The sequence below is a fragment of the Brevundimonas terrae genome, assembly GCF_011761985.1.
In the GTDB taxonomy this organism is placed as follows: domain Bacteria; phylum Pseudomonadota; class Alphaproteobacteria; order Caulobacterales; family Caulobacteraceae; genus Brevundimonas; species Brevundimonas terrae.
In genome coordinates, this window is record NZ_JAASQT010000001.1 from 879,540 (window position 1) to 905,038 (window position 25,499).

Annotated in this window: 22 protein-coding genes and 1 pseudogene; 16 read left to right on the top strand and 7 right to left on the bottom strand. The window is 62.4% G+C overall.

Annotation, left to right across the window (positions count from 1 at the left end; genetic code table 11):
- Positions 1-38 precede the first annotated feature (38 nt).
- Positions 39-2,102 (top strand): OPT family oligopeptide transporter, encoded by a 2,064-nt coding sequence (locus FHS64_RS04210; protein WP_167176031.1) that lies wholly within the window; start codon positions 39-41, stop codon positions 2,100-2,102.
- A gap of 3 nt (positions 2,103-2,105) precedes the next feature.
- Here the strand turns inward: FHS64_RS04210 and FHS64_RS04215 are convergent, their stop codons facing one another.
- Positions 2,106-2,978 (bottom strand): LysR substrate-binding domain-containing protein, encoded by an 873-nt coding sequence (locus tag FHS64_RS04215; protein WP_167176033.1) that lies wholly within the window; start codon positions 2,976-2,978, stop codon positions 2,106-2,108.
- A gap of 134 nt (positions 2,979-3,112) precedes the next feature.
- On the opposite strand from FHS64_RS04215, the gene FHS64_RS04220 reads away from it, so the two are divergent.
- Together FHS64_RS04220 and typA are read left to right on the top strand one after the other, a co-directional pair.
- On the top strand, positions 3,113-4,123 hold the full coding sequence (locus FHS64_RS04220; protein ID WP_243862717.1) for a YeiH family protein: 1,011 nt from the start codon (positions 3,113-3,115) through the stop codon (positions 4,121-4,123).
- A 158-nt stretch (positions 4,124-4,281) separates the two neighbouring features.
- Positions 4,282-6,111: a translational GTPase TypA gene (gene typA / locus FHS64_RS04225; protein ID WP_167176035.1), complete on the top strand. Its 1,830-nt coding sequence runs from the start codon at positions 4,282-4,284 to the stop codon at positions 6,109-6,111.
- 222 nt (positions 6,112-6,333) lie between these two features.
- Here the strand turns inward: typA and FHS64_RS04230 are convergent, their stop codons facing one another.
- The gene (locus FHS64_RS04230) at positions 6,334-7,995 is read right to left on the bottom strand and encodes a phosphatidylglycerol lysyltransferase domain-containing protein (RefSeq protein WP_167176037.1); all 1,662 of its coding nucleotides are present in this window, start codon (positions 7,993-7,995) and stop codon (positions 6,334-6,336) included.
- 166 nt (positions 7,996-8,161) lie between these two features.
- Here FHS64_RS04230 and FHS64_RS04235 point away from each other — a divergent pair, with 166 nt between their 5' ends.
- Entirely contained in the window at positions 8,162-8,602 is a 441-nt protein-coding gene (locus FHS64_RS04235) for a superoxide dismutase (protein WP_167176039.1), read from the top strand.
- A gap of 86 nt (positions 8,603-8,688) precedes the next feature.
- On the opposite strand, the gene FHS64_RS04240 is transcribed toward FHS64_RS04235, so the two are convergent.
- Positions 8,689-8,943, bottom strand: coding sequence for a GlsB/YeaQ/YmgE family stress response membrane protein (locus FHS64_RS04240; protein ID WP_167176041.1), 255 nt, complete (start codon positions 8,941-8,943; stop codon positions 8,689-8,691).
- A 184-nt stretch (positions 8,944-9,127) separates the two neighbouring features.
- On the opposite strand from FHS64_RS04240, the pseudogene FHS64_RS04245 reads away from it, so the two are divergent.
- Positions 9,128-9,346 (top strand): annotated as a pseudogene (locus FHS64_RS04245) (helix-turn-helix domain-containing protein); the annotation flags it as partial.
- A 115-nt stretch (positions 9,347-9,461) separates the two neighbouring features.
- A complete protein-coding gene (gene hisN / locus FHS64_RS04250; protein WP_167176045.1) occupies positions 9,462-10,241 on the top strand; it encodes a histidinol-phosphatase in 780 nt (259 codons plus the stop codon).
- 55 nt (positions 10,242-10,296) lie between these two features.
- On the opposite strand, the gene FHS64_RS04255 is transcribed toward hisN, so the two are convergent.
- On the bottom strand, positions 10,297-10,776 hold the full coding sequence (locus FHS64_RS04255; RefSeq protein ID WP_243862718.1) for a hypothetical protein: 480 nt from the start codon (positions 10,774-10,776) through the stop codon (positions 10,297-10,299).
- Positions 10,777-10,887: 111 nt separating this feature from the next.
- On the opposite strand from FHS64_RS04255, the gene FHS64_RS04260 reads away from it, so the two are divergent.
- A complete protein-coding gene (locus FHS64_RS04260; protein ID WP_167176047.1) occupies positions 10,888-11,832 on the top strand; it encodes an alpha/beta fold hydrolase in 945 nt (314 codons plus the stop codon).
- On the opposite strand, the gene recQ is transcribed toward FHS64_RS04260, so the two are convergent.
- Positions 11,833-13,710: a DNA helicase RecQ gene (gene recQ, locus FHS64_RS04265; protein WP_167176049.1), complete on the bottom strand. Its 1,878-nt coding sequence runs from the start codon at positions 13,708-13,710 to the stop codon at positions 11,833-11,835.
- Positions 13,711-13,821: 111 nt separating this feature from the next.
- On the opposite strand from recQ, the gene FHS64_RS04270 reads away from it, so the two are divergent.
- The 9 genes from FHS64_RS04270 (at position 13,822) to FHS64_RS04310 (ending at position 21,519) form a co-directional block, all read left to right on the top strand.
- The gene (locus tag FHS64_RS04270; protein WP_167176051.1) at positions 13,822-14,721 is read left to right on the top strand and encodes a class I SAM-dependent methyltransferase; all 900 of its coding nucleotides are present in this window, start codon (positions 13,822-13,824) and stop codon (positions 14,719-14,721) included.
- 96 nt (positions 14,722-14,817) lie between these two features.
- Positions 14,818-15,558 (top strand): pseudouridine synthase, encoded by a 741-nt coding sequence (locus tag FHS64_RS04275; protein ID WP_167176053.1) that lies wholly within the window; start codon positions 14,818-14,820, stop codon positions 15,556-15,558.
- Positions 15,559-15,627: 69 nt separating this feature from the next.
- Positions 15,628-16,059, top strand: coding sequence for a hypothetical protein (locus FHS64_RS04280; RefSeq protein WP_167176055.1), 432 nt, complete (start codon positions 15,628-15,630; stop codon positions 16,057-16,059).
- 66 nt (positions 16,060-16,125) lie between these two features.
- Complete coding sequence (locus FHS64_RS04285; protein WP_167176057.1) at positions 16,126-16,770, top strand: phosphoribosylanthranilate isomerase; 645 nt, start codon at positions 16,126-16,128, stop codon at positions 16,768-16,770.
- A gap of 41 nt (positions 16,771-16,811) precedes the next feature.
- Positions 16,812-18,029 (top strand): tryptophan synthase subunit beta, encoded by a 1,218-nt coding sequence (gene trpB, locus FHS64_RS04290; protein WP_167176059.1) that lies wholly within the window; start codon positions 16,812-16,814, stop codon positions 18,027-18,029.
- A 3-nt stretch (positions 18,030-18,032) separates the two neighbouring features.
- The gene (locus FHS64_RS04295; protein WP_167176292.1) at positions 18,033-18,470 is read left to right on the top strand and encodes a hypothetical protein; all 438 of its coding nucleotides are present in this window, start codon (positions 18,033-18,035) and stop codon (positions 18,468-18,470) included.
- A complete protein-coding gene (gene trpA, locus FHS64_RS04300) occupies positions 18,467-19,285 on the top strand; it encodes a tryptophan synthase subunit alpha (RefSeq protein WP_167176061.1) in 819 nt (272 codons plus the stop codon). The genes FHS64_RS04295 and trpA overlap by 4 nt, the downstream gene beginning before the upstream one ends.
- Before the next feature lie 34 nt (positions 19,286-19,319).
- Positions 19,320-20,210: an acetyl-CoA carboxylase carboxyltransferase subunit beta gene (locus FHS64_RS04305; protein WP_167176063.1), complete on the top strand. Its 891-nt coding sequence runs from the start codon at positions 19,320-19,322 to the stop codon at positions 20,208-20,210.
- 22 nt (positions 20,211-20,232) lie between these two features.
- On the top strand, positions 20,233-21,519 hold the full coding sequence (locus FHS64_RS04310) for a bifunctional folylpolyglutamate synthase/dihydrofolate synthase (protein ID WP_167176065.1): 1,287 nt from the start codon (positions 20,233-20,235) through the stop codon (positions 21,517-21,519).
- 50 nt (positions 21,520-21,569) lie between these two features.
- On the opposite strand, the gene trxA is transcribed toward FHS64_RS04310, so the two are convergent.
- Both trxA and addA read right to left on the bottom strand, forming a co-directional pair.
- Positions 21,570-21,896 carry a thioredoxin gene (trxA, locus tag FHS64_RS04315; protein ID WP_167176068.1) on the bottom strand — a complete coding sequence of 109 codons (327 nt, stop codon included), beginning with the start codon at positions 21,894-21,896 and terminating at the stop codon, positions 21,570-21,572.
- Positions 21,897-21,996: 100 nt separating this feature from the next.
- Positions 21,997-25,497 carry a double-strand break repair helicase AddA gene (gene addA / locus FHS64_RS04320; RefSeq protein WP_167176070.1) on the bottom strand — a complete coding sequence of 1,167 codons (3,501 nt, stop codon included), beginning with the start codon at positions 25,495-25,497 and terminating at the stop codon, positions 21,997-21,999.
- Positions 25,498-25,499: the final 2 nt, after the last annotated feature.

Below are 25,499 nucleotides of genomic sequence, written 5' to 3' on the forward strand. Positions count from 1 at the left end.
AAATAGTGCGTCGCAGAGCGCAAGAAAGAGGATTGTCGATGGCTGAAAGTGGCGCATCGCAACACAAGCCTTCAGGGATCAAGCGGGTCGAACTGACAATCCGTGCCTTGATACTAGGCTGTTTGCTGGCGGCGGTGTTTACCGCGGCCAATACCTATCTGGGCCTGAAAGTCGGCCTGACCTTTGCCTCGGCCATTCCGGCAGCGGTCATTTCGATGGCGCTGCTGCGGGCCTTTAAAGGCTCGACCATCTGGGAAAACATGACGGTCCAGACCGTCGCCTCGGTGGGCGGCGCGATGAGCTCGATCATCTTTGTCCTGCCCGGTCTGGTGATGATCGGCTGGTGGATGAACTTCCCCTTCTGGGAAAGTGTCGCCATCTGCGTTCTGGGCGGTGTGTTGGGGGTGACCTTCTCCATTCCTCTGCGCCGGACCCTCGTGACCAAGGGCGACCTGCCCTATCCCGAAGGCGTTGCTGCAGCCGAGGTTCTGAAAGTCGGCTCGCCGGGTGAAGAACAGAGCGAGTCCGCCGTTCGCGAGAACAGGTCGGGCCTGTGGGTGGTGGTCGGCGGGGCGTTGGCCTCGTCGGTATTCGGTTATCTGGCCGCGGCCAAGGTATTTGCCGAACAGACAGCGGCCTTCTTCAAGCTTCCGACCGCATTGGGTGGCGGGGCGACCGGTATCGGTTTTTCCATGCAGTTTGCCCTGCTGGGCGCAGGTCACCTGATCGGTCTGGCTGTGGGCCTGACCCAGTTGTTCGGTCTGGCTCTGGCCTGGTTGATCTTTGTGCCGATCCTGACCTCGGGGGCCTATATTGACTGGTCCACGGCGCAAGGATTGTCGACGGTCGCCGCGGGCGTGCCTGCCGATGCCGGTGCGCAGGGACTGGCCATGGCTGTCTGGTCGCAGGAAGTGCGCTTTATCGGTGCGGGCGTGATCGGTGTGGCCGCTCTGTGGACGCTGGCCAAGCTGGCCGGTCCGCTGGTGGCGGGTCTGGCCTCGGCCTTTGCGGCGCAGGACAAGCGCGCCCATGGCGAGACGCTGGACCTGACCGAGCAGGACATTCCGATCAAGATGGTCGGCCTGCTGTCGCTGGTGGCGCTGGTGGGTATTGCCGTGCTGCTGGCCGTGTTTGCCCAAGGCACTGTGCTGGCCGACCATACGGCTCTGCTGGTGGTGGGCGGTCTGGCCTATGTGGTGGTGATCGGTTTCGCGGTTGCGGCCATCTGCGGCTACATGGCCGGTCTGATCGGTTCGTCCAACAGCCCCGTTTCGGGCGTGGGTATTCTGGCCATCGTCATTGCCTCGCTGCTGATGCTGGGCGTTCTGGCCATTGCCAATGTGCCTGCCGATCCGTCGGTCATTGCCTTTGCGCTGGTGGTGACGGCGGTGGTGTTTGCCGTGGCAGTCATTTCCAATGACAACCTGCAAGACCTGAAAACCGGCCAACTGGTCGAGGCGACGCCGTGGCGCCAGCAGACCGCGCTTCTAGTCGGTGTGGTCGCTGGTTCGCTGGTCATCCCGTTCGTACTGGACATGATGAACCAGGCCTTTGGCTTTGAAGGCGGCCCGCCCGCCATCGTCGAAGGCGCACAAACGCTGGCTGCACCTCAGGCCACCCTGATCTCGGCTCTGGCCAAGGGCGTCATCAGCGGCGATCTGCGCTGGGACCTGATCGGCGTGGGCGGAGCCATCGGTGTGGGGATCATCATTCTGGATGTCATCCTGCGCCGTGCTACCAAGGACCGGATGAAGCTGCCGCCTCTTGCTGCGGGTATCGGTGTCTATCTGCCCGCCTATGTCACCACCATGCTGGTGATCGGTGCGCTGGTGGGCTGGTTCTATGACAAGGCCATTGCCTCGACCCGCTTTGCCGATGTGGGACGCCGTATGGGCGTGCTGCTGGCCTCGGGTCTGATCGTTGGTGAAAGCCTGTTCGGCGTCTTTACGGCTGCCGTCATTGTCTCCACCCGCAACGAAGCCCCGTTCGCCCTGATCGGCGAAGGTGGCGCATGGCCAGCCATGTGGGCGGGTCTGGTGGTGTTCGCGCTGATGGTGTTTGGCCTTTATCGCTGGACCATGAGCCGCTCTGCCAAGGTGTAGGGCCTAAAGGGCGGCCGCCAAAGCGCTGGCCGCCCGACTGGGACTGCGTTCCTTGTGTTTCAAAAGATGAAACGGCCGCTCGGGCATTTCCAGCGGCAAGCGGACCAGCCGTCCGGCCTCGATCAGAGGTCGGGCGGCCAGTTCCGAAATACAGGTCACCAATGTGCTGGCCGCCACCGCCGTCAGAATGGCTTCGTTCGACGGCAGAACCATCGAAACCTGTAACTGGTCGGCGCTCATGCCTTGGGGCAGGGCATTGGTGAACTCGCTGCGCGTGCCGGAGCCCTCTTCGCGCAAGGCCCAGTTCAGACCGGCAAGACTTGTGGCGGTCAGGATGTTGTCCTGTAGGGCCAGCGGGTGGTCGGGGCTGGCGGCGATAATCAGACGGTCGGCACCGACCTGCTGGCGCGACAAACGCGGCGCGTCCTCGGCCCCTTCGATCAGGCCCAGTTCGGCCTCTCCCGATGTCACCGCCTCGATCACCCTGTGGGTGTTGCCGATAGACAATTGCAGGTCGATACCGGGGTTGGCCTGCTGAAAGGCGGCCATGCGCTGGGGCAGCCAATAGGCTCCGATAGTCTGGCTGGCATGGATGCGCACCAAACCCCGACGCAGGCCCGCCAGATCATCCAGCAGGCTCTGGGCGGCCTCGGCGCGGTTCAGCACAGCGCGTGCCTCGGGCAAAAAAGCTTCGCCGACCGTATTCAGCACCAGTCCGCGCCCCACACGATCAAATAGACGCGTGCCGTGGCGGGTCTCCAGCGCGGTAATGGCGGCACTGACGGCGGACTGGGTCAGGTTCAGTGCCTCGGCGGCGCGCGTCATATGCTGGCGCTCGGCGACGGCGACAAAGATACGGAGCTGTTCGAGGGTCATGCGTAATCAATCGAATTTAACGATCATTAAATCAACAACTATGCGTTAGATTGATGATTGAACCGGTGGGATAGAGGGGCATGACCCATACGGCCCCTGTTCAGACTCCTACCTCCGCCTCCGGTTCACGACTGATGGCCCTTCTGCCAGGTGTGGCCTTGAGCGCGTTGGTGGCGCTGGTGGCCTTTGGCCTTCAGAAGCTGGAACTGGCGGTGCTGGGCTTTGCGTGGGTTGAAGCCTTGGTGCTGGCCATCCTGCTGGGGGCGGCGATACGCATCTTCTGGTCGCCATCGGCCCGCTGGATGTCAGGCATCCGTTTCAGCGCTAAGACCGTGCTGGAAGTAGCCGTCGCACTTTTGGGAGCAACGGTATCCGGAGCAGCGGTTGCCGCCCTCGGCCCTTGGCTGTTGCTGGCCATTATGGGCGTGGTCGTGGTGGCGATTGTCGCGGGCTATGCCATTGGTCGTGCCTTTGGCCTGCCCCATGCGATGGCGCTGCTGGTGGCTTGTGGCAATGCCATCTGCGGTAACTCGGCCATTGCCGCCATTGCGCCGACTATTGAGGCCGAGGGCGAGGACGTGGCCGCCGCCATCGGCTTTACGGCGGTTCTGGGTATTGCCGTGGTATTGCTGGTGCCGGTGGTGGGCAGCCTTTTGGGCTATAATGCCACGGGGGTCGGGGTGCTGGCGGGTCTGACCGTCTATGCTGTGCCGCAGGTTCTGGCCGCGGCCTCGCCCGCCGGAGCGGTCGCCATCCAGACGGGGGCCGTGGTCAAGCTGGTGCGGGTGCTGATGCTGGGGCCGGTGACACTGGTTCTGGGCCTGATGCATGCGGGCCACGCCCGACGCGAAGGTCGCACCAGCGGCAAGAAACTCAAACTGTCCCAACTCGTGCCGTGGTTCATCGTCGTGTTTCTGGTGCTGATGGGGCTGCGCTCCTTGGGCGTGATCCCAGAGGTCGTGCTGGTGCCGCTGGACCATGCGGTCACGGTAATGACCGTGGTCGCCATGGCCGGACTGGGCCTGATGGTTGACCCGCGCTCTGTCGCCCGTGCGGGACCGCGCGTGGCCGCTGTGGCTGCGATTTCGGCCTTGATGATTGGCGGCTTTGCCGTGGCGACAATTGCGCTTTTGGGCCTCGGCTAAGCTTCGCTCATATTAGACCGTTTTGTGACCATCTAACCCCCGCTCTAGCCTTTTGGCTTCCGGCACTGTAATAGGCGCACCGAAATCCTTCCCATATCTGCATCTTGTTGCAGCGGCGCGGGCCTCCCGTGACCGAACACAGTCCGCCCGAGCCCGAAATGAACCTTCGTAACGTCGCTATTATCGCACACGTTGACCACGGCAAGACGACCATGGTTGACGCCCTTCTGTCCCAGTCCGGCATCTTCCGCGCCAATGAGGCGACCACGGAACGCGCCATGGACTCCGGCGATCAGGAAAAAGAGCGCGGTATCACCATTCTTGCCAAGTGCACGTCCATCCAGTGGAACGGCAAGACCGGCGAAACCCGCATCAACATCATCGACACCCCGGGTCACGCCGACTTCGGTGGTGAGGTTGAACGTATCCTCGGCATGGTGGACGGCTGCGTCCTGCTGGTTGACGCCGAAGAAGGCGTGATGCCGCAAACCAAGTTCGTGCTGACCAAGGCCCTGCGTATGGGCCTGCGTCCGATCCTGTGCATCAACAAGGTTGACCGCGCACACGCCGATCCGGACCGCGTTCTGAACGAAACCTTCGACCTGTTCGCTGCACTGGGTGCCACCGACGAGCAACTCGACTTCCCGGTGATTTACGCATCGGGCCGTTCGGGCTGGGCCTCGATGGACTTCAACAATCCGAAGGACAACCTGCACGACCTGTACGAACTGATCGTAGAGCACGTTCCGGCACCCAAGGCTCAAGAACGCGTCAACGAGCCGTTCCAGATCCTGAACGTTCTGATCGAGTCCGACCCGTTCCTGGGCCGCATCCTGACGGGCCGTATCCACTCGGGTAAGGCTGTTCCGGGCATGGCCATCAAGGCTCTGGACCGCAACGGCAAGCAGATCGAACAAGGCCGTATCACCAAGGTTCTGGCCTTCCGTGGCCTGAAGCGTCAGCCGGTGGACGAAGCCGAAGCGGGCGATATCGTCGCCATCGCCGGTATGTCCAAGGCAACCGTGGCCGACACCCTGTGCGCTCTGGAAGTCAACGAAGCCCTGCCGGCCCTGCCGATCGATCCGCCGACCATCTCGATGACTGTGGGCGTGAACGACAGCCCGCTGGCTGGCCGTGAAGGCGACAAGGTCCAGTCGCGCGTCATTCGTGACCGCCTGATGAAGGAAGCCGAAGCCAACGTCGCGATCCGCATCACCGAAACCCAGGGCTCGGACGCCTATGAAGTCGCCGGTCGTGGCGAACTGCAACTGGGCGTTCTGATCGAGAACATGCGCCGCGAAGGTTTCGAACTGTCGATCTCGCGTCCGCGCGTGGTTTATCAGAAGGACGAGAACGGCCAGCTGATGGAGCCGATCGAAGACGTCATGATCGACGTGGACGAAGAGTTCTCGGGCATCGTTATCGAAAAGCTGTCGGCCCGTAAGGCTGAAATGACCGATATGGGCCCGTCGGGTGCAGGTAAGACCCGCATCCAGCTGAAATGCCCGTCGCGTTCGCTGATCGGTTATCAGGGCGAGTTCCTGACCGATACCCGTGGTTCGGGCGTGCTGAACCGCGTCTTCTCGCACTATGAAGCGCACAAGGGTTCGATCGAAGGCCGCCTGAAGGGCGTTCTGGTCTCGAACTCGGACGGTGACACCGCAGCCTATGCTCTGTGGAACCTCGAAGAGCGCGGCGTGATGTTCGTCGGTGCTGGTGAAAAGACCTATCAGGGCATGATCATCGGCGAGAACAGCCGTTGGGACGACCTGGACGTCAACCCGATCAAGGGCAAGCAACTGACCAACGTTCGCGCCTCGGGCAAGGACGAAGCCGTTCGCCTGACCCCGCCGCGCAAGATGTCGCTGGAACAGGCCATCGCCTATATCGAAGAAGACGAACTGGTCGAGGTGACCCCGAAGAACATCCGTCTTCGCAAGGAAATCCTGAACCCGTCGTTCCGCAAGAAGCGCCAGAAGCCTGAGTAAGCTTTAGCTTACGAAGTCAGGGGCGGCTCGAAAGAGCCGCCCCTTTTTCGTGCGCGTCAGCTTACTCGGGTTTTTTGCTTTGTCCCTTAGGCGTGCCGCTTTGCGGCTCGCTACCAAGGACGTTTGGCCTCTAACGCTCGCCCCGCAGGGGCTTGCTGCTTGAGGGGCAGGAAAGGGAGCGCGGGTGTCTGTGTTTGGTGCTGTGTTGCAGGTGGGGGTTGCCTACTTCTTTAGGCCCAGCAGGCCCAGCCAGCCCTTGCTGGTGAGCAGGGCAACGTCCAGCAGGGCCAGAGGCAGTGGCGTGGTGGTGCTGGCGGCAATGAATTTCGGGCGCCAGTTGGGGCCGAACTTGCTTTTATAGGCCCGCAGTCCCTGAAAGCCGTAAATGGCGTTGGCTTCTTCAAAGATGAGAGCACCCACGCGGGCAAAGACCGGCGAGGTGCGGCGGTCCTCAAGACCCGATAGCGGGGCCATGCCGAGATCCAGATGATCGATGCCCGTTTCGCGGCACCACTGGGCGATGCGCGTGAACATATAGTCCATCACCCCGTGCGGACCGTCGGGCGTATAACGCATCAGGTCGATCATGGCTTCCTTGTTGCCCGCCCCCATCAGCAGGTTGGAAAAGGCGATCAGCCGGCCTTCCTCGCGCACAATGGCGACGGGACATGCGTTCAGATAATCGATGTCGAACCGGCCCAGCGAAAACTCTTTTTCGGAGCCCTCATGATGCGCCAGCCACGCATCGGATATGGCGCGAAGTTCCTTGGCGATGGCGTGGCTTTCACCCGGTTGTAGCACCGAGAACTGTGAGCCGCTGCGCTCGGCGCGGTTGACGGCGGTTCTCAGGTTCTGCTTGCCCTTGCCCTCGGTCGAGAAACAGTGGGTCGGCACCACGGCGGCCTCTCCGACCTTGCGGACGGCCAGACCCAGAGTGGCCAGATCGGCCAGCAGGGTTTCACTAACCGAATAGAAGACCGGCGAGCCGCCATAGCTGTCGGCCAGTTCGGCAAACGACCACAACAGTTCCAAACGCTCCGATATCAATCCCGCCGGTTCGCCCATGGCGATCCAGCGGCGTCCGCGCACGCGATAAGCCAGAAAACTCTGTCGGGACGGCGAAAACAGCAGCGCCTTGTCACCCAATAGCGCCAGACGGGCCTCGGGCGAGGCCACCTCGGCGGACATCAGGGCCTGACGGGCGCTCTCGACCTCGGCGGGGCTGGCAGGGCCGTGGCTACGCGCACCGGGGGCCGATAACAGCGAGCGGAAGGCCACCACCAGCGTCAGAATGGACAGCACCACGACAGCCCGCAGGAAGCCCGAGGCCTGACTGTCCGTTAGGAAGGACCACCACAACTCGTCCTGATAGGGGATTTCGCGATAGGCGAAAAAGCCGAGCCAGATCATGGCAATCACCGCCGCCACCAGCATCAATAGCCAGCCGGGGCGCAAGGGCTCTCCCAGTCGCGAGCGGCGGTTAAAGGCCGGACGGCAAGGCCATAGCAGGGCCGCCACCATCAGCAGCTCAATGGCCTGAATAATATTCAAACCCTTGAGGACAGAAAAAATCGCGCCGCCGATCAGGGCCAGCAGGGCGGCATAATAGGCCCCGCGCCTGCGTCGCCACAGCCCTGCCGAGATGAACAAAAGCAGGAAGCCGGTAATGCTGGCGGCGAAATGGCTGAGATCGATAATGGCCGGCTCGGCCCAGCGACCCAGCGCGTGCAGCCGGTCGTTAAATTCCGGAGTCACAGCCGATAGCAGGATGAGGCCCCCCAGCAAGAAAGAGGCGACGGCAAAAAGCTGTGGCGTCAGCTCATAGGCCAGCCCGCCGAGGCGGCGTGCGATGCGGGGCAGGTTCTGGCTTTTCTTTTGGGTCATGCGAAGCGGGCGACAAGAGGGGCAGGAATTGGAAATGAGACGGCGTGCCGTTTTTTGGGGCCATCCGTGGCTCGTCCAAGGTCATTTTAAGGCAGGGGAAACAAATATTTACACGAGGTGTTCACTATCTTGCGAGCGTCAGGTCTCGCTAAACTAGGAGTTAGACATGATCCGCAAAGCTGCCCTGCTGTATAGCATGACCGGTGCCATGATGATCGCCGCCCCTGCATTTGCTCAAGAACAACCGCAGGATATGGCCACTCCGCCAGCACCGACCGAAGAGGCTGCTGCGCCGCAAAGCCTTACTCTAAATCCGGGTGCCACCGTCAAGAGCGCTGATGGCAGCGAACTTGGAAAACTGGTGGGCGCACAGAACGGTGCCAATGGTCAGGAACTGACCGTGCGCGGTGCTGACGGCATTGTTCGCGCTGTGGCGCTGAACGGCATCCGTCAGGAAGGCGCAGACATTATCGTGAGCGCCAGCCTGTCCGACTTCCAGTCGGCGGCTCCGATTGCCGGTCAGGAACCGGTAGCGGACGCTGTGCCTGCGGATGCCGCAGACGCCGATACGACCGCCGATACGCCGGCTGACGAGCCGAAGGCCTAAGGCGGCCCCTACGGCCACACCGAGGCGAAAGCTTAAAGGGCGACCCGCGAGGGTCGCCCTTTTCTTGTCTGGAAAACACTTATCAATCAGGCACGTTTTTTAATCATACCGAGCAGGAACAGAAGGATGACGGCCCCCAGGGTGGCGACAACTATCCCGACGATCCAGCTTCCCGAGGCATCCATACCCAGCAGGTTGACCAGAAACCCGCCCAGCAATGCGCCCACGACGCCCACGATCAGATTGGTCCAGAGACCATGATCGCGCTTCATAATTTTTTCAGCCAGCCAACCGGCGATAAGGCCGATGACAATCCACGCGATAAATCCAAAACCGCTCATTATGCCCTCCTTATAGGTCTGGAGACTTAAAAGGTCCCGCGTGGCTAATGCGTAATGCGCCTTACAGTTGCGATAACGCAGGTATTTAGTTGTGTCGCTTCGGGCGGCACCGACCTTGCTTGGCCAGTTGTAACTGACTGTAAATGGACGCCTCCGGTGTCGTTTTGAAACAGGCGAGGGTGATTTGGCGAGCGAGATCGATCTGCATATTGGCCGCAGGGTGCGCCGCCGCCGCCGTGTGCTGGGCCTGACGCAGCAGCAGCTTGGAGAGCGTCTGGGCATCCGTTTTCAGCAGGTGCAAAAATACGAGTGCGGGGCCAATCGCATATCGGCCGCGCGGCTGTGGTATCTGGCCCATGCGCTGGAAACCGGCATCGGCTATTTCTATGACGGTTACGCAGAGGCCCCGCTGGGCGAAAGCGCCGATGTGACGCTAATAGCCAAGAGCGCCGCCGCCTGAACGGCATTTGTCTCTTATCACCCTCGAAGTTTCGGCGAACGCCGTGTAAGGCACGGGCATGACCGATCTAGAAGCTTTTGCCCTCGAACTGGCCACCGTCGCGGCCGATGTCAGCCTGCCGCATTTTCGCACTGACGTGTCGGAGATCAACAAGGCCGAACCGGGTAGTTTTGATCCGGTCACCGAGGCCGATCAGGCCGCCGAACGTGCGCTGCGTGCCGCCATCAAGGCCCGCTATCCCGATCACGGCATTATCGGCGAGGAATATGGCGAGGAAAATCCCGACGCCGAATATGTCTGGATTCTGGACCCGATCGACGGCACCCGTGCTTTTATTTCGGGCCTGCCCTTATGGACCAATCTGATCAGCCTGCGCCACAAGGGCGTGCCGGTGATCGGCGTGGTGGGACAGCCCTATATCGGCGAGGTTTTCATCGGTGGCCCCAGCGGGGCCTGGCTGGTGACGCGTGACGGTAAGGCTGCGATCCGTACCCGTAAATGTGCCGAAGTTTCGCAAGTGGTCGCTGCCACGACCGATCCCGATATTTTCTGCGGCGAGGATCGCCAGAGCTGGGACCGCCTGAAGGCCGCCGTGCGCTTGGCGCGATATGGCTGTGACGGTTACGCCTATGCCATGGTGGCGGCGGGCCGTATCGATGTGGTGTTGGAAAGCGAGCTGAAGGTCTGGGACTGGTCGGCAGTCATGCCACTGGTCAAGGCAGCGGGCGGCGATTTTACCGGCTGGGATGGCCAGATGCCGACCGCGGCTGACGGGCGCGTCCTGGCCGTAGGTAATCCGGCCCTGCGCGACCCGATCCTAGCGCTTTTGAAGGTCTAGGATGACGATTTAGGGGCGGCCCACATAGCGGGCCGCCGTCTGACAAACGCGGTGTTTAATTGGCGTTGGGACGACCGGCATTGATGAAGGCTTCAATGCTGTCATAGGTCACCGTCGAACGGTCATTGTCGCAAACAATGGATTTCACATAGGCATCCAGGCTGTTCGCAGTAATGCGTTCAAAGCTGTACTCGTTGGGAATGCGCTCTTCTTCAATGCCATTGGCACCAAAATAGATTTCGGTACCCGTCTTGGACTGGTTGGCACTGCAACGCAGATTAAGCTCTGTCAGAGAGTGGGTCTTGTCAGCGGCATCGCCTTGGGCCGGAACGCGGGCCACATAGACGGTGGTGATGCCGTCCTGCTGTTTGATGGCATTGACGTCGACCATATAGACGGTGGTGCTACTACGTGACAGGACGTTCCAACTCTGGCCGAGGGCTTGTGAAACTGGGGCGGCGGCCTGCAGCTCTTCCTGAGCTTGGGCCGGTACAGACGCGGTGGTCAAAAGCGCGATAATGGATAGTGCGAGCATAGTCACATCTCCCCGTGTGAGAGGTTATTTTGAGCCAAGGTTACATTTTTGCAATGGGAAACCACAAGCCCCCGCCAAGCTTTTGCCGTGTTCGCGCAACAGGGTAATCCGATGACCCGAACCCGTCCGTGGCACAGTCTTGTTTGCGGTATTGTTATGGGGCTTTCGCTCATAGCGTTACCGGCAATGGCGCAGGCCCCGCGTTCAGCGGTCCCCGATGCCGCGCAGCAGTCGGATGAGGTTTTTGTCTCGGACAGGATCCACGTCGAAGTTGTCGGGCGCGAGGGTGGACCCGACATCATCCTGATCCCCGGTCTGGCCTCGACCTCGGCGGTCTGGGCCAAGCTGGTACCGGCGCTGGAAGGGCGTTACCGGCTGCATCTGGTCAATGTGCGCGGCTTTGGCGAATACCCGGCACAGGGCAATGCGCGCGGGCATTTGACCACCGAGATTTCTGCCGAGATCAAACGCTATATCCGCGAGGCCGGACTGAACCGTCCCGCCATCATCGGGCACTCTATGGGCGGGCAACTGGCCCTGCGCGTCGCCGCCGACGAGGGCGAGGGTATCAGCAAGGTGATGGTGATGGATTCATCGCCCTTTTTTCCTTCGCTCATCAATCGCGGGGCCACCAAGGCCGATGTCGAGCCCTTAGCGCGTCTGGTGTTTCAAGGCGTGATGATGCTGGGCGACGAGATGTTGCGTTCAACGGCGGCACAGTCGGGGATTGATCTGGGCGCGGGCGGCGATCACCTGTTCAACAGTCTGGGCTGGCAGGGCGGGGACCGCCGTGTGCTGGCACAGGGCCTCTATGAGGTGCTGACCAATGATCTGCGCTATCGCCTGCCCGATATTACCGCGCCAGTGACCGTGGTCTATGGCTGGAGCGACAAGGCCGAGAACCCGCGCGCACAGGTCGATAGTGCCTTCCGCTATGGCTATATGAACCTGCGCCGTCCCGCCCGTTTCGAGCGCATGAACGGGGCCGAACACATGGTGATGATCGACACGCCCAAACAGTTGGAACAGGCCGTCAGGCGCTTTCTGGCCGACTGATCAGGCGATCTGGCGCAGGGCGTCCAGCACGGCCTGACCATAACGTTCCAGCTTTCCGGCACCGACGCCGTTGATGCGGCCAAGGTCGTTGAAGTCGCGCGGTTCCTGCACGGCAATCTCGACCAGTGTCTTGTCCTGGAAGATGACATAGGGCGGAACGCCCTGTTCCTTGGCACGGTCGCGGCGCCAGTTGCGCAGGGCATCGAAACGGGCCCGCACATCGGTGTCGAGCGTCTCGGCGGGCAGGTTGCGGCCAATATTCTTGCGCGGTTTCTCGATGACTTCGCGCGCGGGCGGACGCTTGACCCGCACGTCCCGCTCTCCGCGATAGACGCCGCGCACAGCGTCAGGCTCGCCAAGCTTGATGATCGGATAGCCGTCGGTGGCTTCCTCGACCAACAGACCCTCGAACATCAGGTGGTCGAACACATCGCGCCAGCCGAGGATGGACAGGTCCTTGCCGATGCCAAAGGTCGAGAGCGAGGTTTCCCACGCCGCATTGTCCTTGGACTTGCCGATCAGGTGATCCACCACGCGGGTGCGACCGAAACGCTCGCCTAGGCGCTGGACAGCGGCCAGTGCTTTCTGGGCGGGAACCAGTGCGTCGAATGTCTGGGGCGGATCGCCACAGATATCGCAACCGCCGCACGGTTCGGCGATGGCCTCGCCGAAATAGCGGCGCACGGCCTGCGGGCGGCATGTGGCACCGTCCAGCATGGCAAACAACTGGCGCACCTTGCGGATTTGCACCCGTTTGACCTCTTCGGCCATCGGGCGACCCTCAAGGCGACGCAACGACCATGCAATGTCGGACGGACCAAACAGCGTGATCCCTTCGGCGGGTTCGCCATCGCGGCCCGCACGGCCAACCTCCTGCCAATAGGCTTCGAGGCTGCCTGGGGGATCGGCATGGATGACATAGCGGACGTCGGGTTTGTCCACGCCCATGCCAAAGGCGATGGTGGCGACCATCACGGCGTCTTCCTCGTTGAGGAAGCGGTCAAGGCGCACATCGCGCTCGCGGTTGTCGAAACCGGCATGATAGCTGATGGCGTTGACGCCGTTGTTTCTCAGTTCCTGCGCCAGCCGGTCACAGCCGTCGCGGCTGCCGCAATAGACCACACCGGATCGGCGGGGCCGCTCGCACACCAGTTCCACGACACGCGCATCGGTGCGGGCACGCGATCCATTGATCTTGCGCTCGGCATTTAGTTGCAGGTTCGGGCGGGCAAAGCTGTCCACGAACACCTTGGCATCCTGAAGATGCAGCGAGGCCAGAATGTCTTCGCGGGTTCGGGCATCGGCGGTGGCGGTGACGGCAATGCGCGGCACACGCGGAAACACCTCGGCCAGCTTGCCCAGCGTGCGATAATCGGGGCGGAAGTCGTGACCCCATTGCGAAACGCAGTGGGCTTCGTCGATGGCGATCAGGCTGATCTGGAGTTCCGACAGTCGCTCCAGCATGGAGCCGGCGGCTAGTCCCTCGGGCGAGACATAGAGCAGATCGAGATCGCCATTGCGGGCATCGCGCCACACGGCGCTGCGTTCGTCGGCGGTCATGCCGCTGTCGAGGCGGGCGGCGGCCACGCCCTGTTGTTTCAGCGCCTCGACCTGATCGGTCATCAGGGCGATCAGCGGCGAGACCACCAGTCCGACACCGGGGCGCAGAATGGCGGGGATCTGATAACAGACGCTCTTGCCGCCGCCGGTCGGCAGCACGGCCATGACATGGCGACCGGCCATGATCTCGGTAATCACATCGGCTTGCAGGCCACGAAAATCGGCATGACCCCAGACGCGCTTCAGCAGGACACGGGCATCATCCAGTGTCGGCGACGGATCGCTATAGTCAAAGCTATCGTATGAGGGGTCGAACATAGGGGGCTTGTGCCGCAATTCGGGCATGGGTGTCATCTTGTCAGATGGTCAAAAGCGCATCTGGTGCGGTGGCTGTCGCAAATCGAGCGCGAAACCATTATAGGGGCGCCTATGACAAGCCTGATTTATGGTCGCCCGCCGGCCGTGTTTGATCCACCGATGAGCGCCACCCAGACCTCGCCCCTGATCCCCGGATCAAGCGCGCTAGAGGATATGGCGGATGGATCGGCAGACGATATCACCCTTTATGCGCCTCCCGGTGCCGTCGAGCGCCGCTATGTGCTGGCGCAGGCCCTGCGCGTCCTGAAAGCGGGCGGGCGTCTGGATGTCATGGCCGCCAAGGACAAGGGCGGCTCGCGTCTGGCCAAGGAGCTGAAAGGTTTCGGGCTGGAATTTGCCGAAAACGCCAAGGCCCACCATCGCCGTGTGCAACTGACCCGCCCCGAAGCGGTCGAGGGTCTGGATGCGGCCATTCGCGACGGCGCACCGCGTATCGTTCCGGGCCTTGAAGCATGGTCGCAACCGGGTGTGTTCGCATGGGACCGGATTGATACCGGCACAGCGCTGCTGGCACAGGTTCTGCCGCCCCTGAAAGGCCATGGCATTGATCTGGGCTGTGGCTATGGCGCGCTGGCGACGGTGGTGCTGCGGGCACCTGCTGTGACTTCGCTGCGGATGATCGATCTGGACCGCCGCGCCCTGTCGGCGGCCAAGAAGAATGTCGAAGACGCCCGTGCCCGTTTCGAATGGGATGATGTCCGCACGCTGGACGCAGCGGGTACGCTGGACTTTGTCGTCTCCAATCCGCCGTTCCACGATGGCGGGATCGAGGACAAGCGCCTCGGCCAGAAATTTATCCGCAAGTCTGCCGAGCTTTTGAAAAAGGGTGGGGTGGCATGGATCGTGGCCAACCGTCATCTGCCCTATGAGCAGGACCTCAACGAGGTCTTCAAGCGCGTGAACATGGTGGTCGACCAGCAGGGCTTCAAAGTCTTCGAGGCGGTCAAGTGATCTCCCCTCAAGTAATGAGCCGCCTTGCGGCGAGGGGTAGGGAAACTATCCCTCAAGCAGTGAGCCGCCGTGCGGCGAACGGTAGGGAAAACTAAGATGGCGAAAATTCCTACTGCGCGCGTCGATAAGCTCCTCTCTTCTATGGGCTATGGCTCGCGCACAGAAATGGCGCGCATGGCCAAGGCGGGCGGCATCATGCTGGATGGCGTCGATCTGACCGATGTGACCAAACGCATCCCGATCACGCCCGACCTGCCTTCGCGCATGGAGATTGACGGCGCGCCTCTGGACCCTGTGCCGGGTCTTGTCATCCTGCTGAACAAGCCCTTGGGCATGACCTGTTCGCATAAGGAAGATGGCGCGCTGGTCTATGATGTCCTGCCGGAACGCTGGATGCGTCGTGATCCGGCCATCTCGACCATCGGGCGTCTGGATAAGCAGACCTCGGGCCTGTTGCTGCTGACCGATGACGGCGACCTGCTGCACCGTGTCATCAGCCCCAAACGCCATGTCAAAAAGGTCTATCGCGCCACGCTGGCCCGCCCGTTGAACGGGACCGAGGGTGATCTGTTTGCCTCGGGCCAGCTGATGCTGGAAGGCGAGGACAAACCTCTGTCACCGGCAGAGCTGGAAGTGGTGTCCCCGACCGAGGCCCTGCTGTCCGTCACCGAGGGGCGCTACCATCAGGTGCGCCGCATGTTTGCGGCCACCGGCAACCATGTCGAGGCCCTGCACCGCGAGCGTCTGGGCGGTTTGACCCTGCCGGATGATCTGGCTCCGGGCGAATGGAAGCTGCTGAACGCAGACGAGATCGCGTCCATATTCTCCGCAAGCTGACAAAAGGGCCGGAACGTCCGGCCCTGTCATGCACTGTCTTGTCACGGGAAAATGACAGGACGGATGAATATGAAGGCACCTGCAAAAACCTCGCTTGATGAGAACGAGAAGAAGCTGGTCGATCAGTCGAAGACGCTGGAAGGCTTTACCCATCGCGAACTGACCGAACTGGCCCGCCAGTTGCGCAGCCGCCGCGAGCGGATTTTGCGCATGATCCGTGGCCGTAAACGCGAAGCCCGCAAGCAGGGCGCGTTGAGCCCCGATACAGGCGCGCATGACAAGAAGGCAGAACTGATCGCTGCCATCGAGCGTGTGCACGCGGCGCTGGACGCCCGTACCCATGCGAACCGTGGGGCGGGCATGCCTGCGGCCAAGCCGAAAGCTGCGCCCAAGGATACCGCCAAGAAGTCTGCCGATGCGAAAGCGGGCGAAAAACCTGCCAAAAAGAGCGCGGCTGCGGCGGCTAAAAAGCCAGCTGCCAAAAAATCAGCGTCAAAATAGGCGGCCCTGACTTTGGGTGCGCCGTGCGGCCTTGACCTTACGGTCAGGGTCGCGCACCCCTCGGCTATGACCGAGGTAAAGATCTGCGGGCTGACGACGCCCGAAACGCTTGAAGCGGCCCTTGTGGGGGGGGCGGCCTATGTCGGGGCGGTGATCTTTCCCAAGAGCCCGCGCCATATAGAGCCGGAAGCCGCCGCCGAGCTGTTTGCGATGGCCCGGGGTCGCGCAGCGGTGGTGGCCGTGGTGGTTGATCCCGACGATGCGCTGCTGGGCCGTATCGCCACCTCTTTGATGCCCGACTTCATTCAACTGCATGGCAATGAAACACCGCAAAGGGCCGCCGAGGTGCGCGCTCTGACCGGAGCCAAGATCATCAAGGCCCTGCCGATCCGCGAAGACGCGGATTTTGCGGCTGTTCCCGCATGGACCAAGGCGGCCGATATTTTACTGTTCGATGCCAAGCCACCCAAGGGCAGCGAACTGCCCGGTGGTGTGGGGCACAGTTTTGACTGGTCCTTGATGGCCAATCGCGCACTTGCGGCAAGATGGTTCCTCGCGGGCGGGCTGGATGGCACCAATCTGGGTGAAGCCTTGCGCATAACGGGGGCATCTATGGTGGATGTCTCCTCTGGCGTTGAAAGCGCACCGGGTGTTAAGGACATCCCCCTGATCCGGAAGTTTCTGGATGCAGCCCGCCAAGCTCTGGCCTGACCGCCCTGATTTCGTCGTCTTCCTCCCTGTAGATTGCTGCCGTGAACGCACCTTTGAAAAACACCTACGCATGGCCCGATGAGCAGGGCCGTTTCGGCCCCTATGGTGGTCGTTTCGTACCCGAAACCTTGATGCCGCTGATCCACGAGCTGGATGCAGCCTATAAGGCCGCCAAGGCGGACCCGAGTTTTCAGGAAGAGCTGGACGGCTATCTGAAGTACTATGTGGGCCGCGAAAGCCCGCTGTATCACGCCGAACGCCTGACCGAGCATTTCGGGGGCGCGCGTGTATGGCTCAAGCGCGAAGACCTGAACCACACAGGCGCGCACAAGATCAATAACTGCATGGGCCAGATTTTGCTGGCTCGCCGCATGGGCAAGACCCGCATCATTGCCGAGACCGGCGCGGGCCAGCACGGCGTGGCCTCGGCCACGGTCTGTGCGCGTTTTGGTCTGCCCTGCACCGTCTATATGGGCGCTGTGGACGTGGAGCGTCAGCAGCCGAACGTGTTCCGCATGAAGCTTTTGGGGGCCGAGGTGAGCGCCGTGACGGCGGGCGCTGCGACCCTGAAAGACGCCATGAACGAGGCCATGCGTGACTGGGTGACCAATGTCGAGGACACCTATTACATCATCGGCACAGCCGCCGGCCCGGCCCCGTATCCCGAAATGGTGCGCGATTTCCAGTCGGTGATCGGCAAGGAGATCAAGGCCCAGTCGCTGGCTCAGATGGGGCACCTGCCCAATGCCGTAGTCGCCTGTATCGGTGGCGGCTCCAACGCCATCGGTGCCATGCACCCGTTCGTAAATGACGAGAGCGTGCGCCTGATCGGTGTCGAAGCCGCAGGTCATGGTCTGGACGTGGATAATGGCCACGCCGCCTCGCTGAAGGGTGGTCGCCCCGGCGTTCTGCACGGCAACCGCACCTATCTTCTGCAAGACGCCGATGGCCAAATCCTCGAAGGCCACTCGATTTCGGCGGGCCTCGACTATCCGGGTATCGGCCCCGAACATGCGTGGCTGAATGATCTGGGGCGCGGCGAGTATCGCTCGACGACCGATGACGAGGCACTGGACGCCTTCCAGATGATCTCCAAGCTGGAAGGCATTATTCCGGCGCTGGAGCCCTCGCACGCACTGGCGCGTGCGGGCGAGATCGCCCGCGAAGTCGGCAAGGGCGGCGACATTGTCGTGGTCCTGTCGGGCCGTGGCGACAAGGACATCTTCACCGTCGCCAAACATCTTGGTGTGGAGCTTTAAGTGATGCTGGTTTCCCTGATGACTGCGAGCCTGATGCTGGCCGCACAAGACGCACCCGTCACGACGGCACCGCCGTTGGCGGACGCCTCGGTGGCGATCCCGTCGGACCTTCCGGTGCTGGCACCGGCTGTTGTGTCGCCCGATTGCGGTGGCCTGCTGAAGGCTGCGGCCTTCTGCGTCACCGCCCGCATGGACCAGACCGGTGGTGTGGCCGAGGCCTATCTGGCGCATCTGGAACAACAGGGCTGGCTGGCCGCTGACGGTGACGACAACCGCGTCATTCTGGTCAAGCGCCGCGAGGCCGGTGGCTGTGACGGCCTGCAAATGGTCGCCTTCTACGACACTGAAAAACCGCAGGCCGCAGAGGCTCCGGCCTTCCTCGGCTTTGCCACCATTCCGGGCGATGTCTGCGCCGCACCGAGCGGAGGCACCGCACAGTGACGACGTCGCGTATTGATGCCCGTTTTGCCAAGCTGAAGGCCGAGAATCGCGCCGGTTTCGTGCCGTTCGTGATGACGGGCGATCCCAGCCGCGAAGAAGCGCTGGAAATCCTCAAGGGCCTGCCCGAAGCGGGGGCCGACATCATCGAGGTGGGTCTGGCCTTTTCCGATCCGATGGCCGAGGGCCCGCCCGTGCAACGTGCCGCCCAGCGCGGCCTGAAAGCCGGTATGACCCTGCGTGGCACCATGGATCTTGTGGCCGAGTTCCGTAAGACCGATCAGGACACGCCGGTGATCCTGATGGGCTATCTGAACCCCGTCGAATCCTATGGCTATGCCCGCTTTGCCAAGGAAGCGGCCGAGGCTGGCATTGATGGCCTGATCTCGGTGGACTGCCCCCCCGAAGAGGCTGCAGACCTTGCCGCGGCGATGGATGCCGAACAGTTGTCGTTGATCCGTCTGGCCACGCCGACCTCGGACGATGCGCGCCTCGAAGTGATCGCACGCGGCACGTCGGGCTTTATCTATTATGTTTCCGTGGCCGGTGTGACGGGCGTCAAAGAGGCGCAAGCCGCCTCGGTGGCCCCTGCGGTTGCGCGTGTTCGCAAGGCCACGGGCCTTCCGGTGGCCGTCGGTTTCGGCATCAAGACACCGGAACGTGCCGCCGAAATTGCCCGCGTATCGGATGCGGTGGTGGTCGGCTCGGCCCTTGTGGACGAGGTCGCCGCAGCCCTTGAAGCCGGTGAGCCCGCCGTGCCGCGCGTGCTGGCCAAGGTACGCACCCTTTCTGATGCAGTTCGTAATGCACGTAACTAGTGCTTCCGTGACGGAAACCGTTTAAACAGCGCCCATGGTCGATAAGAATTCCGAAAACAAAGCCCGCGGTGGCTGGCTTTCGCGCCTTTCCCCCGGTGTCCGCAAAGTGGTCAAAACCACGGACACGCCTGACAATCTGTGGGTGAAAGACCCCGATACGGGCGAGATGATCTATCGCTCGGACCTCGAGGCTGCGCTGTGGGTGACGCCGTCTGGCCGTCACATGCGTATCAATGCCCCGACGCGCCTGAAGGCGACGTTTGACGGTGGCAAATACGAAGCCATTGCCACGCCTGACGTGCCCGAAGATCCGCTGAACTTCTCGGACGGCAAGCCGTACAAGGAACGTCTGGCGGCGGCGCGTAAGGCGGCCGGTCGTCCCGACACCATGGCTATCGGCTATGGCACGCTGGACGGCACCCCGGCTGTTGTCATCGTTCAGGACTTCACCTTTATGGGTGGTTCGCTGGGCATGGCAGCGGGCGAGGCCTTCATTACCGCCGCACAGGAAGCTGTGAAACGCGGTGTGCCGCTGGTTTGCTTCACCGCAGCCGGTGGTGCGCGTATGCAGGAAGGCGCGCTGTCGCTGATGCAGATGGCCCGCACGACGCTGGCCATTCAGGACCTGAAAGCCAACCAGCTTCCCTATGCTGTGGTGCTGACCGACCCGACCACGGGCGGTGTGACAGCATCCTATGCCATGCTGGGCGATGTGCACCTGGCCGAGCCGGGTGCCCTGATCGGCTTTGCCGGTCCGCGCGTGATCGAAACCACCATCCGCGAGAAACTGCCGCCGGGCTTCCAGCGCGCAGAATACCTCAAGGAAAAAGGCATGGTCGACAAGGTTGTGACCCGTCACGACCTGCCGGAAACGCTGGGCCGTATCCTGTCCATCCTGATGGATGGTAAGCGCAAGGCCGCTTAAGGCCGATACGAAAGGCGTGGCCTTGGACTCTATTTCTGAACGTCTCAAGGCCCGCCACCCCCAGCGCATAGACCTGTCGCTGGGCCGGATGCAGGCCCTGTGCGCGGCGCTGGGCAATCCCCAGAACCGCCTGCCGCCCGTCATCCATGTGGCGGGCACCAATGGCAAGGGATCGACGGTTTCGTTGATCCGCGCCATTGCCGAGGCGGCAGGGCTCAAGGTCCATACCTATACCTCGCCGCATCTGGTGCGTTTTAACGAGCGTATCCGTCTGGCCGGAAAGCTGATTTCCGACGAACAACTGAACGAAATCCTCGACCGTGTCGAAGCGGCCATGGAGGCAACAGGCGGGCAGGCGACCGTGTTTGAAAGCACGACGGCTGCCGGTTTTGTCGCCATGTCCGAAACCCCTGCGGACCTTGCCATTATCGAGGTCGGTCTGGGCGGTATTCTGGACGCCACCAATATTATCGAGCGCCCGCTGCTGAGCGTGATTACGCCGGTGGACCTCGACCATGCCGAGTTTCTGGGCACCGATCTGGCCGGTGTGGCCCGCGAGAAGGCGGGCATTATCAAGGCCGGTGCGCGGGGCATTATCGCCCGCCAGTCCGAACCGGCCATGGCCGAGATCGAGCGCCGCGCCCAAGAGGTCGGCTCGCCGCTGACGGTTGCGGGTGTGGATTTCGACAGTTTCGCCGAGCGGGGCGGTCTGGCCTATCAGGACCAGATCCGTTTCCTTGATCTTCCGGCCCCTGCGCTTTCGGGCAATCACCAGTTCGACAATGCGGGGCTGGCCATTGCCGTCGCACTGGAACTGGACCTGTCCGAAGACGCCATAGCCGCCGGTCTGAAATCTGTGTTCTGGCCCGCACGGATGCAGCGCCTGACGGCCGGTCCCTATGCCGAACAGGCCAAGACGGTCGATGCCGAGCTGTGGCTGGATGGCGGGCATAATCCGCATGCGGCGCGTGCATTGGGGCGTGTGCTGGGCGATCGCCAAAGCCGTTCGCCGCGTCCAAGTGTGCTGATTGTCGGCATGTTGTCCAACAAGGATGCGGGCGGCTTTTTCGAGGCGCTCAAAGGCATCGAGGCCAAGGTCATTGCCGTGCCGTTCGACGGAGCCTGTGCCGAACCTCAAAGCCTTGCCGCTGCGGCGCAGGGCTGTGGTTTCGAGGCGATGACGGCAAACACCATGGCCGAGGCTATGGACCGTGCCGTGGCACTGGGCGCGGGCCGTATCGTGATCTGCGGCAGTCTTTATCTGGCGGGCGAGGTTCTGGGGGCGTCTCCCGAAACCTGGCCGGTCTAGGCATCAGGCCTTAAAAAAGGGCGGCCCGTGAGAGCCGCCCTTTTTTGTATTTATTCGACGCCGGCTTCGGTCAGCCATTCGACGATCTTGCCCTTGGGCATGGGGCCGACCTTCATCGAGGTCATCTGGCCGTCCTTGAACAACATCAGGGTCGGGATGCCTTTGACGCCCAGCTTGGACGGGGTCATCGGGCTGTCATCGATGTTCATCTTGGCGATGGTCACCTTCTCGCCGATCTCGTCCGACAGCTGTTCCAGAGCCGGACCGATCTGCTTGCACGGGCCGCACCATTCGGCCCAAAAGTCCAACAGGACCGGCTTTTCAGCCTTCAGGACGTCGGTTTCAAAGCTGTCGTCAGTGACCTTGAGCGTGGCCATAATCGTCTCTTTCTTCTGTGTGGGCGCGGGCAAGATATGGACCTTGGCCGCGCCGCTTCCCCTGTGATGTGGGGCAGTTTTATCCGTTAATCAATGGCGCTCAGCCCAGCGAGGCCATCAGGACATCGTTTGTGACCGGCATCAGCTTGGGCCCGTCGGTCCAGACCAGCGCCGCCTCGACCGGACGATCCGGATAAAGCTGGCGCAAGACCGCCGCATAGACGGCCAACTGGGTCAGATAGGCCGGATCGACATCCTCCAGCCTGTCAGGCGCGGGGCGGTTGGTCTTGTAGTCCACCACCAGAACCCGCTCGGGCGTGATGACCAGACGGTCGATCTGGCCGTTGATCTTGACCCCTTGGGGCAGTTCGGGCGCGGTGCCGGTCAGGGCCACTTCGGCGCGCGATCCGGCCCCGAATACGGGGGCGAAACGGGCATCGTCCAGCACGCTGAAGGCCGCCTCGATCATCTCGGCCCTTTGGTCATCGTCCAGATCGATTTCCTTGGACAGCAGACGCTGGGCCGCCTCGCGGCGCGTGGCGGGCGCTATATCGGGCAGGCGTTCCAACAAACGGTGGACCAGATCGCCGCGACGAAAACGGCCCAGAGCCGCACCACCACTGGGAGCCATGGCCAGCGGTGACGGGGCTGGAATGCGCTTCTTGCCCTCCATCTGCGACGGGGCCGAAAAACGCGCTGTCGCATCGGCGGGGGCCGGGTCGGCCAGCCATGAGGGCAGGGCCACAGGCTTGGCCGACAAACGCTGCTCGGGGGCCATCAAGGGCGGCAAGGCACCTATACGTGCGCGGCCATCACCGTCGCTCGAGACGTGTCCGGCCTCTGCGGCTTTCAGGAAGGTCTGCTGAAGAATGTCCCACCACGAGCCTTCCTGATAGCCGGTCTTGCTCTTGAGGCCGCGGCCCATAATGACCAGACGGTCGCGGGCGCGGGTCAGGGCCACATACAGAAGACGCAAGGACTCCTCGTCGGTGCGGGCCTCGCGCAGTTCGCGGGCAGCCTTGGAGGCGTCGCAATCCTCGTCCTTGCGTGGACACATCAGCCAGACCTCGCCCGCATCACCGGCGGGGGTTGGCATCAGGCGCGGCCCCTGCGGCTTGGCCTTGGAAGTGGTGTCGGGAAGGATGACAACGGGGGCCTCAAGCCCCTTGGAGCCGTGGACGGTCATCACACGCACCTCGTTGCGCGCACCCTCCATCTCGCGTTTGACCTCGACGGCGCTCTGTTCCAGCATCCGCAGACAGGTTTCCAGATCATGCCCGCCGCGTTCCTCGGCGCTCAAAATCTGGGCGAGGGTTTCGTCGATGGCCTCTTCGGCCTCGCGGCCCATCCGGTCCACGATCCGACCACGACCCGAGCGACCGTCGTCGAACACATGGTTCAGCGCCGTCGAGAAGAAGGTGAAGGGATCGCCTTGGCTGGCGGCTACCAGACGCTGCAACAGGTCGTGGGCCTCGCGCCATTGCGGGTGCGTGTCCTTGCGGGCTTGCAGGGTGCCCCACAGGCTTTGTCTGCCGCGCGTACCGGTCTCGGCCAGATGATAGAGATCGTGCGGTTCGCCAAAGTCCGGCACGTCGCAGAACGGGCTACGCAGGATTTCCGCCAGCGACAGGTCATCGGTCGGGAACAGGGCAAAGCGCGCCAAGGCCAGCAGGTCATCAAAAACAATATGCTCGTCCAGCTTCAGACGGTCGGCCCCCGCAACGGGCACGCCCTCCATCTTCAGGGCACGGATAATCTCTTCGAACGTCGCATCGCGGCGGCGCACCAGCACCAGATAATCGCCATAGCGGGCAGGGCGATAATAGGCCCCGCGCGCCTTGTCGAAATCCCAGATGCCCGAGCCATTGGCCACCTGATCGCGGATTTCACGGGCAAGGGCGCGGGCCAGTTTCTTGCGTCCGCTGGCCTCGCTTTCCTGATCGACAGGGGCGGACCATGCCTGTTTTTCGACCTTTTCAGGATCGGTAAACAGCGGCCATAGCTCGACACATCCGGCCTGTCCGTCGCGCGCGGGAAGGTGGGGCGGAATATCAGCCTCGACCCCGACAAGGGCGCGGGTGCGCTCGGGGTGGTCGAATACCGCATCCACATACTCCAGCACGTCGCGGGTGGATCGGAAGGAGGTGTTCAGGTCCACAGGCAGGAAGCTGCGCCCGACATTGAGGGCGCGGGTTTCATACTGTTTGGCCTCTTGGCGCAGGCGCTCGGGGCGGGCTCCCTGGAACGAATAGATCGACTGTTTTTCGTCACCGACGACAAAGACCGTGCGCTCGATATTGCGCTCGCGCTCCGTGCCGTCACCGGCATAAAAACTCTCGGTCAGGGCGCGCATAATCTCCCACTGTTCGGGGGCGGTGTCCTGCGCCTCGTCGATCAGCACATGTTCGATGCCGCCATCCAGCTTGTACAATACCCATGCTGCATCGGTGCGCTGGGTCAGCAGTTCGGCGGTGCGTCCGACCAGATCGGTAAAGTCCAGCGCCGCCGCCTCGGCCTTGTGGCTTTCGTAAAGCGCGCGGTGGACGCGGGCCAGCGCCAGCAGGTGCTCGGTTTCCTCGGCCACCTTGATGGCAAATAGACGGTTGCGGGTGGCGACGAACTTGTCCTGAAGCGTGATCAGGAAATCAACTGTGGCAGGCGGGATTTTTGCCGTCGCCATCTTGGCGCGAGGCGTGCCCGTGGCGGTCAGGAACACCGGTTCAAGAGCCTCGAACGTCCAGACGGGTAGCGCGGCCCGCATGGCGGCGGCAACCTTGCCGTCATTGGCCCCGCCGGTTTCCATGACGGCGGCGGCATCGCGCCATTCCTCTACGGAGAGATAGCGCATGAACTCGGCGGCAATTTCTTCGGCGGGCTGGTCGCCTGCACCGGTCACTTCGCGCGGCGACGGTGCTGCGCCCGAGGTGATCTGGTCCATATAAGCGCCAAGGCTCTCGCGCTTGGCTTCGATCATGCCCAACAGGTCGTTGAAACTGGCAAAGTCGAGAGCGACGGCAAAATGGGCATAGGCCCGCCCCACAGGACCGTCGGCATGTTCCAGCGCATAGCGGGCCAGCTCATCGCGCGCCTCTTTGGACAACTGCACAGCGGCCTGATCTTCCAGCACCTTGAAGGCGGGGGTGACGCCTGCTTCGAGAGGGAAGCGGCGCAGCAGTTTTTCGCAGAAGGCGTGGATGGTCTGGATTTTCAAACCGCCGGGGGTTTCCAGAGCGCGGGCAAACAGACGACGCGCATCGGACAGGTCGCTTTGGTCCAGATCATCGGGATTCCGACCGTCCAGCGCCGCCAAAGATCGGGCCAGAGTCTGGTCGTCGGCCACGGCCCATTCGCCCAGCTTTTCAAACAGGCGCGACTGCATCTCCGAGGCCGCGGCCTTGGTATAGGTCACGCACAATATCTCGCCCGGTGCGACGCGCTTCAGCAGCAGACGCGCCACGCGGTTGACCAGTGTGGTGGTCTTGCCCGAACCGGCATTGGCGGTGACGAAGATGGACAGGTCGGGATTGGCTGCCGTCGACTGGCTGGCACGGGCGGCCTCGACCGGAGACAGATCGGATGTCGGGGTGCGGGTCTCGGTCATGG

What these genes read in the sequence shown, in the direction of transcription:
- FHS64_RS04210 (WP_167176031.1), top strand. Translation starts at nt 39, where the DNA reads ATGGCTGAAAGTGGCGCATCGCAACACAAGCCTTCAGGGATCAAGCGG.
- FHS64_RS04215 (WP_167176033.1), bottom strand. Translation starts at nt 2,978, where the DNA reads ATGACCCTCGAACAGCTCCGTATCTTTGTCGCCGTCGCCGAGCGCCAG.
- FHS64_RS04220 (WP_243862717.1), top strand. Translation starts at nt 3,113, where the DNA reads ATGGCCCTTCTGCCAGGTGTGGCCTTGAGCGCGTTGGTGGCGCTGGTG.
- typA (WP_167176035.1), top strand. Translation starts at nt 4,282, where the DNA reads ATGAACCTTCGTAACGTCGCTATTATCGCACACGTTGACCACGGCAAG.
- FHS64_RS04230 (WP_167176037.1), bottom strand. Translation starts at nt 7,995, where the DNA reads ATGACCCAAAAGAAAAGCCAGAACCTGCCCCGCATCGCACGCCGCCTC.
- FHS64_RS04235 (WP_167176039.1), top strand. Translation starts at nt 8,162, where the DNA reads ATGATCCGCAAAGCTGCCCTGCTGTATAGCATGACCGGTGCCATGATG.
- FHS64_RS04240 (WP_167176041.1), bottom strand. Translation starts at nt 8,943, where the DNA reads ATGAGCGGTTTTGGATTTATCGCGTGGATTGTCATCGGCCTTATCGCC.
- hisN (WP_167176045.1), top strand. Translation starts at nt 9,462, where the DNA reads ATGACCGATCTAGAAGCTTTTGCCCTCGAACTGGCCACCGTCGCGGCC.
- FHS64_RS04255 (WP_243862718.1), bottom strand. Translation starts at nt 10,776, where the DNA reads ATGCTCGCACTATCCATTATCGCGCTTTTGACCACCGCGTCTGTACCG.
- FHS64_RS04260 (WP_167176047.1), top strand. Translation starts at nt 10,888, where the DNA reads ATGACCCGAACCCGTCCGTGGCACAGTCTTGTTTGCGGTATTGTTATG.
- recQ (WP_167176049.1), bottom strand. Translation starts at nt 13,710, where the DNA reads ATGTTCGACCCCTCATACGATAGCTTTGACTATAGCGATCCGTCGCCG.
- FHS64_RS04270 (WP_167176051.1), top strand. Translation starts at nt 13,822, where the DNA reads ATGACAAGCCTGATTTATGGTCGCCCGCCGGCCGTGTTTGATCCACCG.
- FHS64_RS04275 (WP_167176053.1), top strand. Translation starts at nt 14,818, where the DNA reads ATGGCGAAAATTCCTACTGCGCGCGTCGATAAGCTCCTCTCTTCTATG.
- FHS64_RS04280 (WP_167176055.1), top strand. Translation starts at nt 15,628, where the DNA reads ATGAAGGCACCTGCAAAAACCTCGCTTGATGAGAACGAGAAGAAGCTG.
- FHS64_RS04285 (WP_167176057.1), top strand. Translation starts at nt 16,126, where the DNA reads ATGACCGAGGTAAAGATCTGCGGGCTGACGACGCCCGAAACGCTTGAA.
- FHS64_RS04295 (WP_167176292.1), top strand. Translation starts at nt 18,033, where the DNA reads ATGCTGGTTTCCCTGATGACTGCGAGCCTGATGCTGGCCGCACAAGAC.
- FHS64_RS04305 (WP_167176063.1), top strand. Translation starts at nt 19,320, where the DNA reads ATGGTCGATAAGAATTCCGAAAACAAAGCCCGCGGTGGCTGGCTTTCG.
- trxA (WP_167176068.1), bottom strand. Translation starts at nt 21,896, where the DNA reads ATGGCCACGCTCAAGGTCACTGACGACAGCTTTGAAACCGACGTCCTG.
- addA (WP_167176070.1), bottom strand. Translation starts at nt 25,497, where the DNA reads ATGACCGAGACCCGCACCCCGACATCCGATCTGTCTCCGGTCGAGGCC.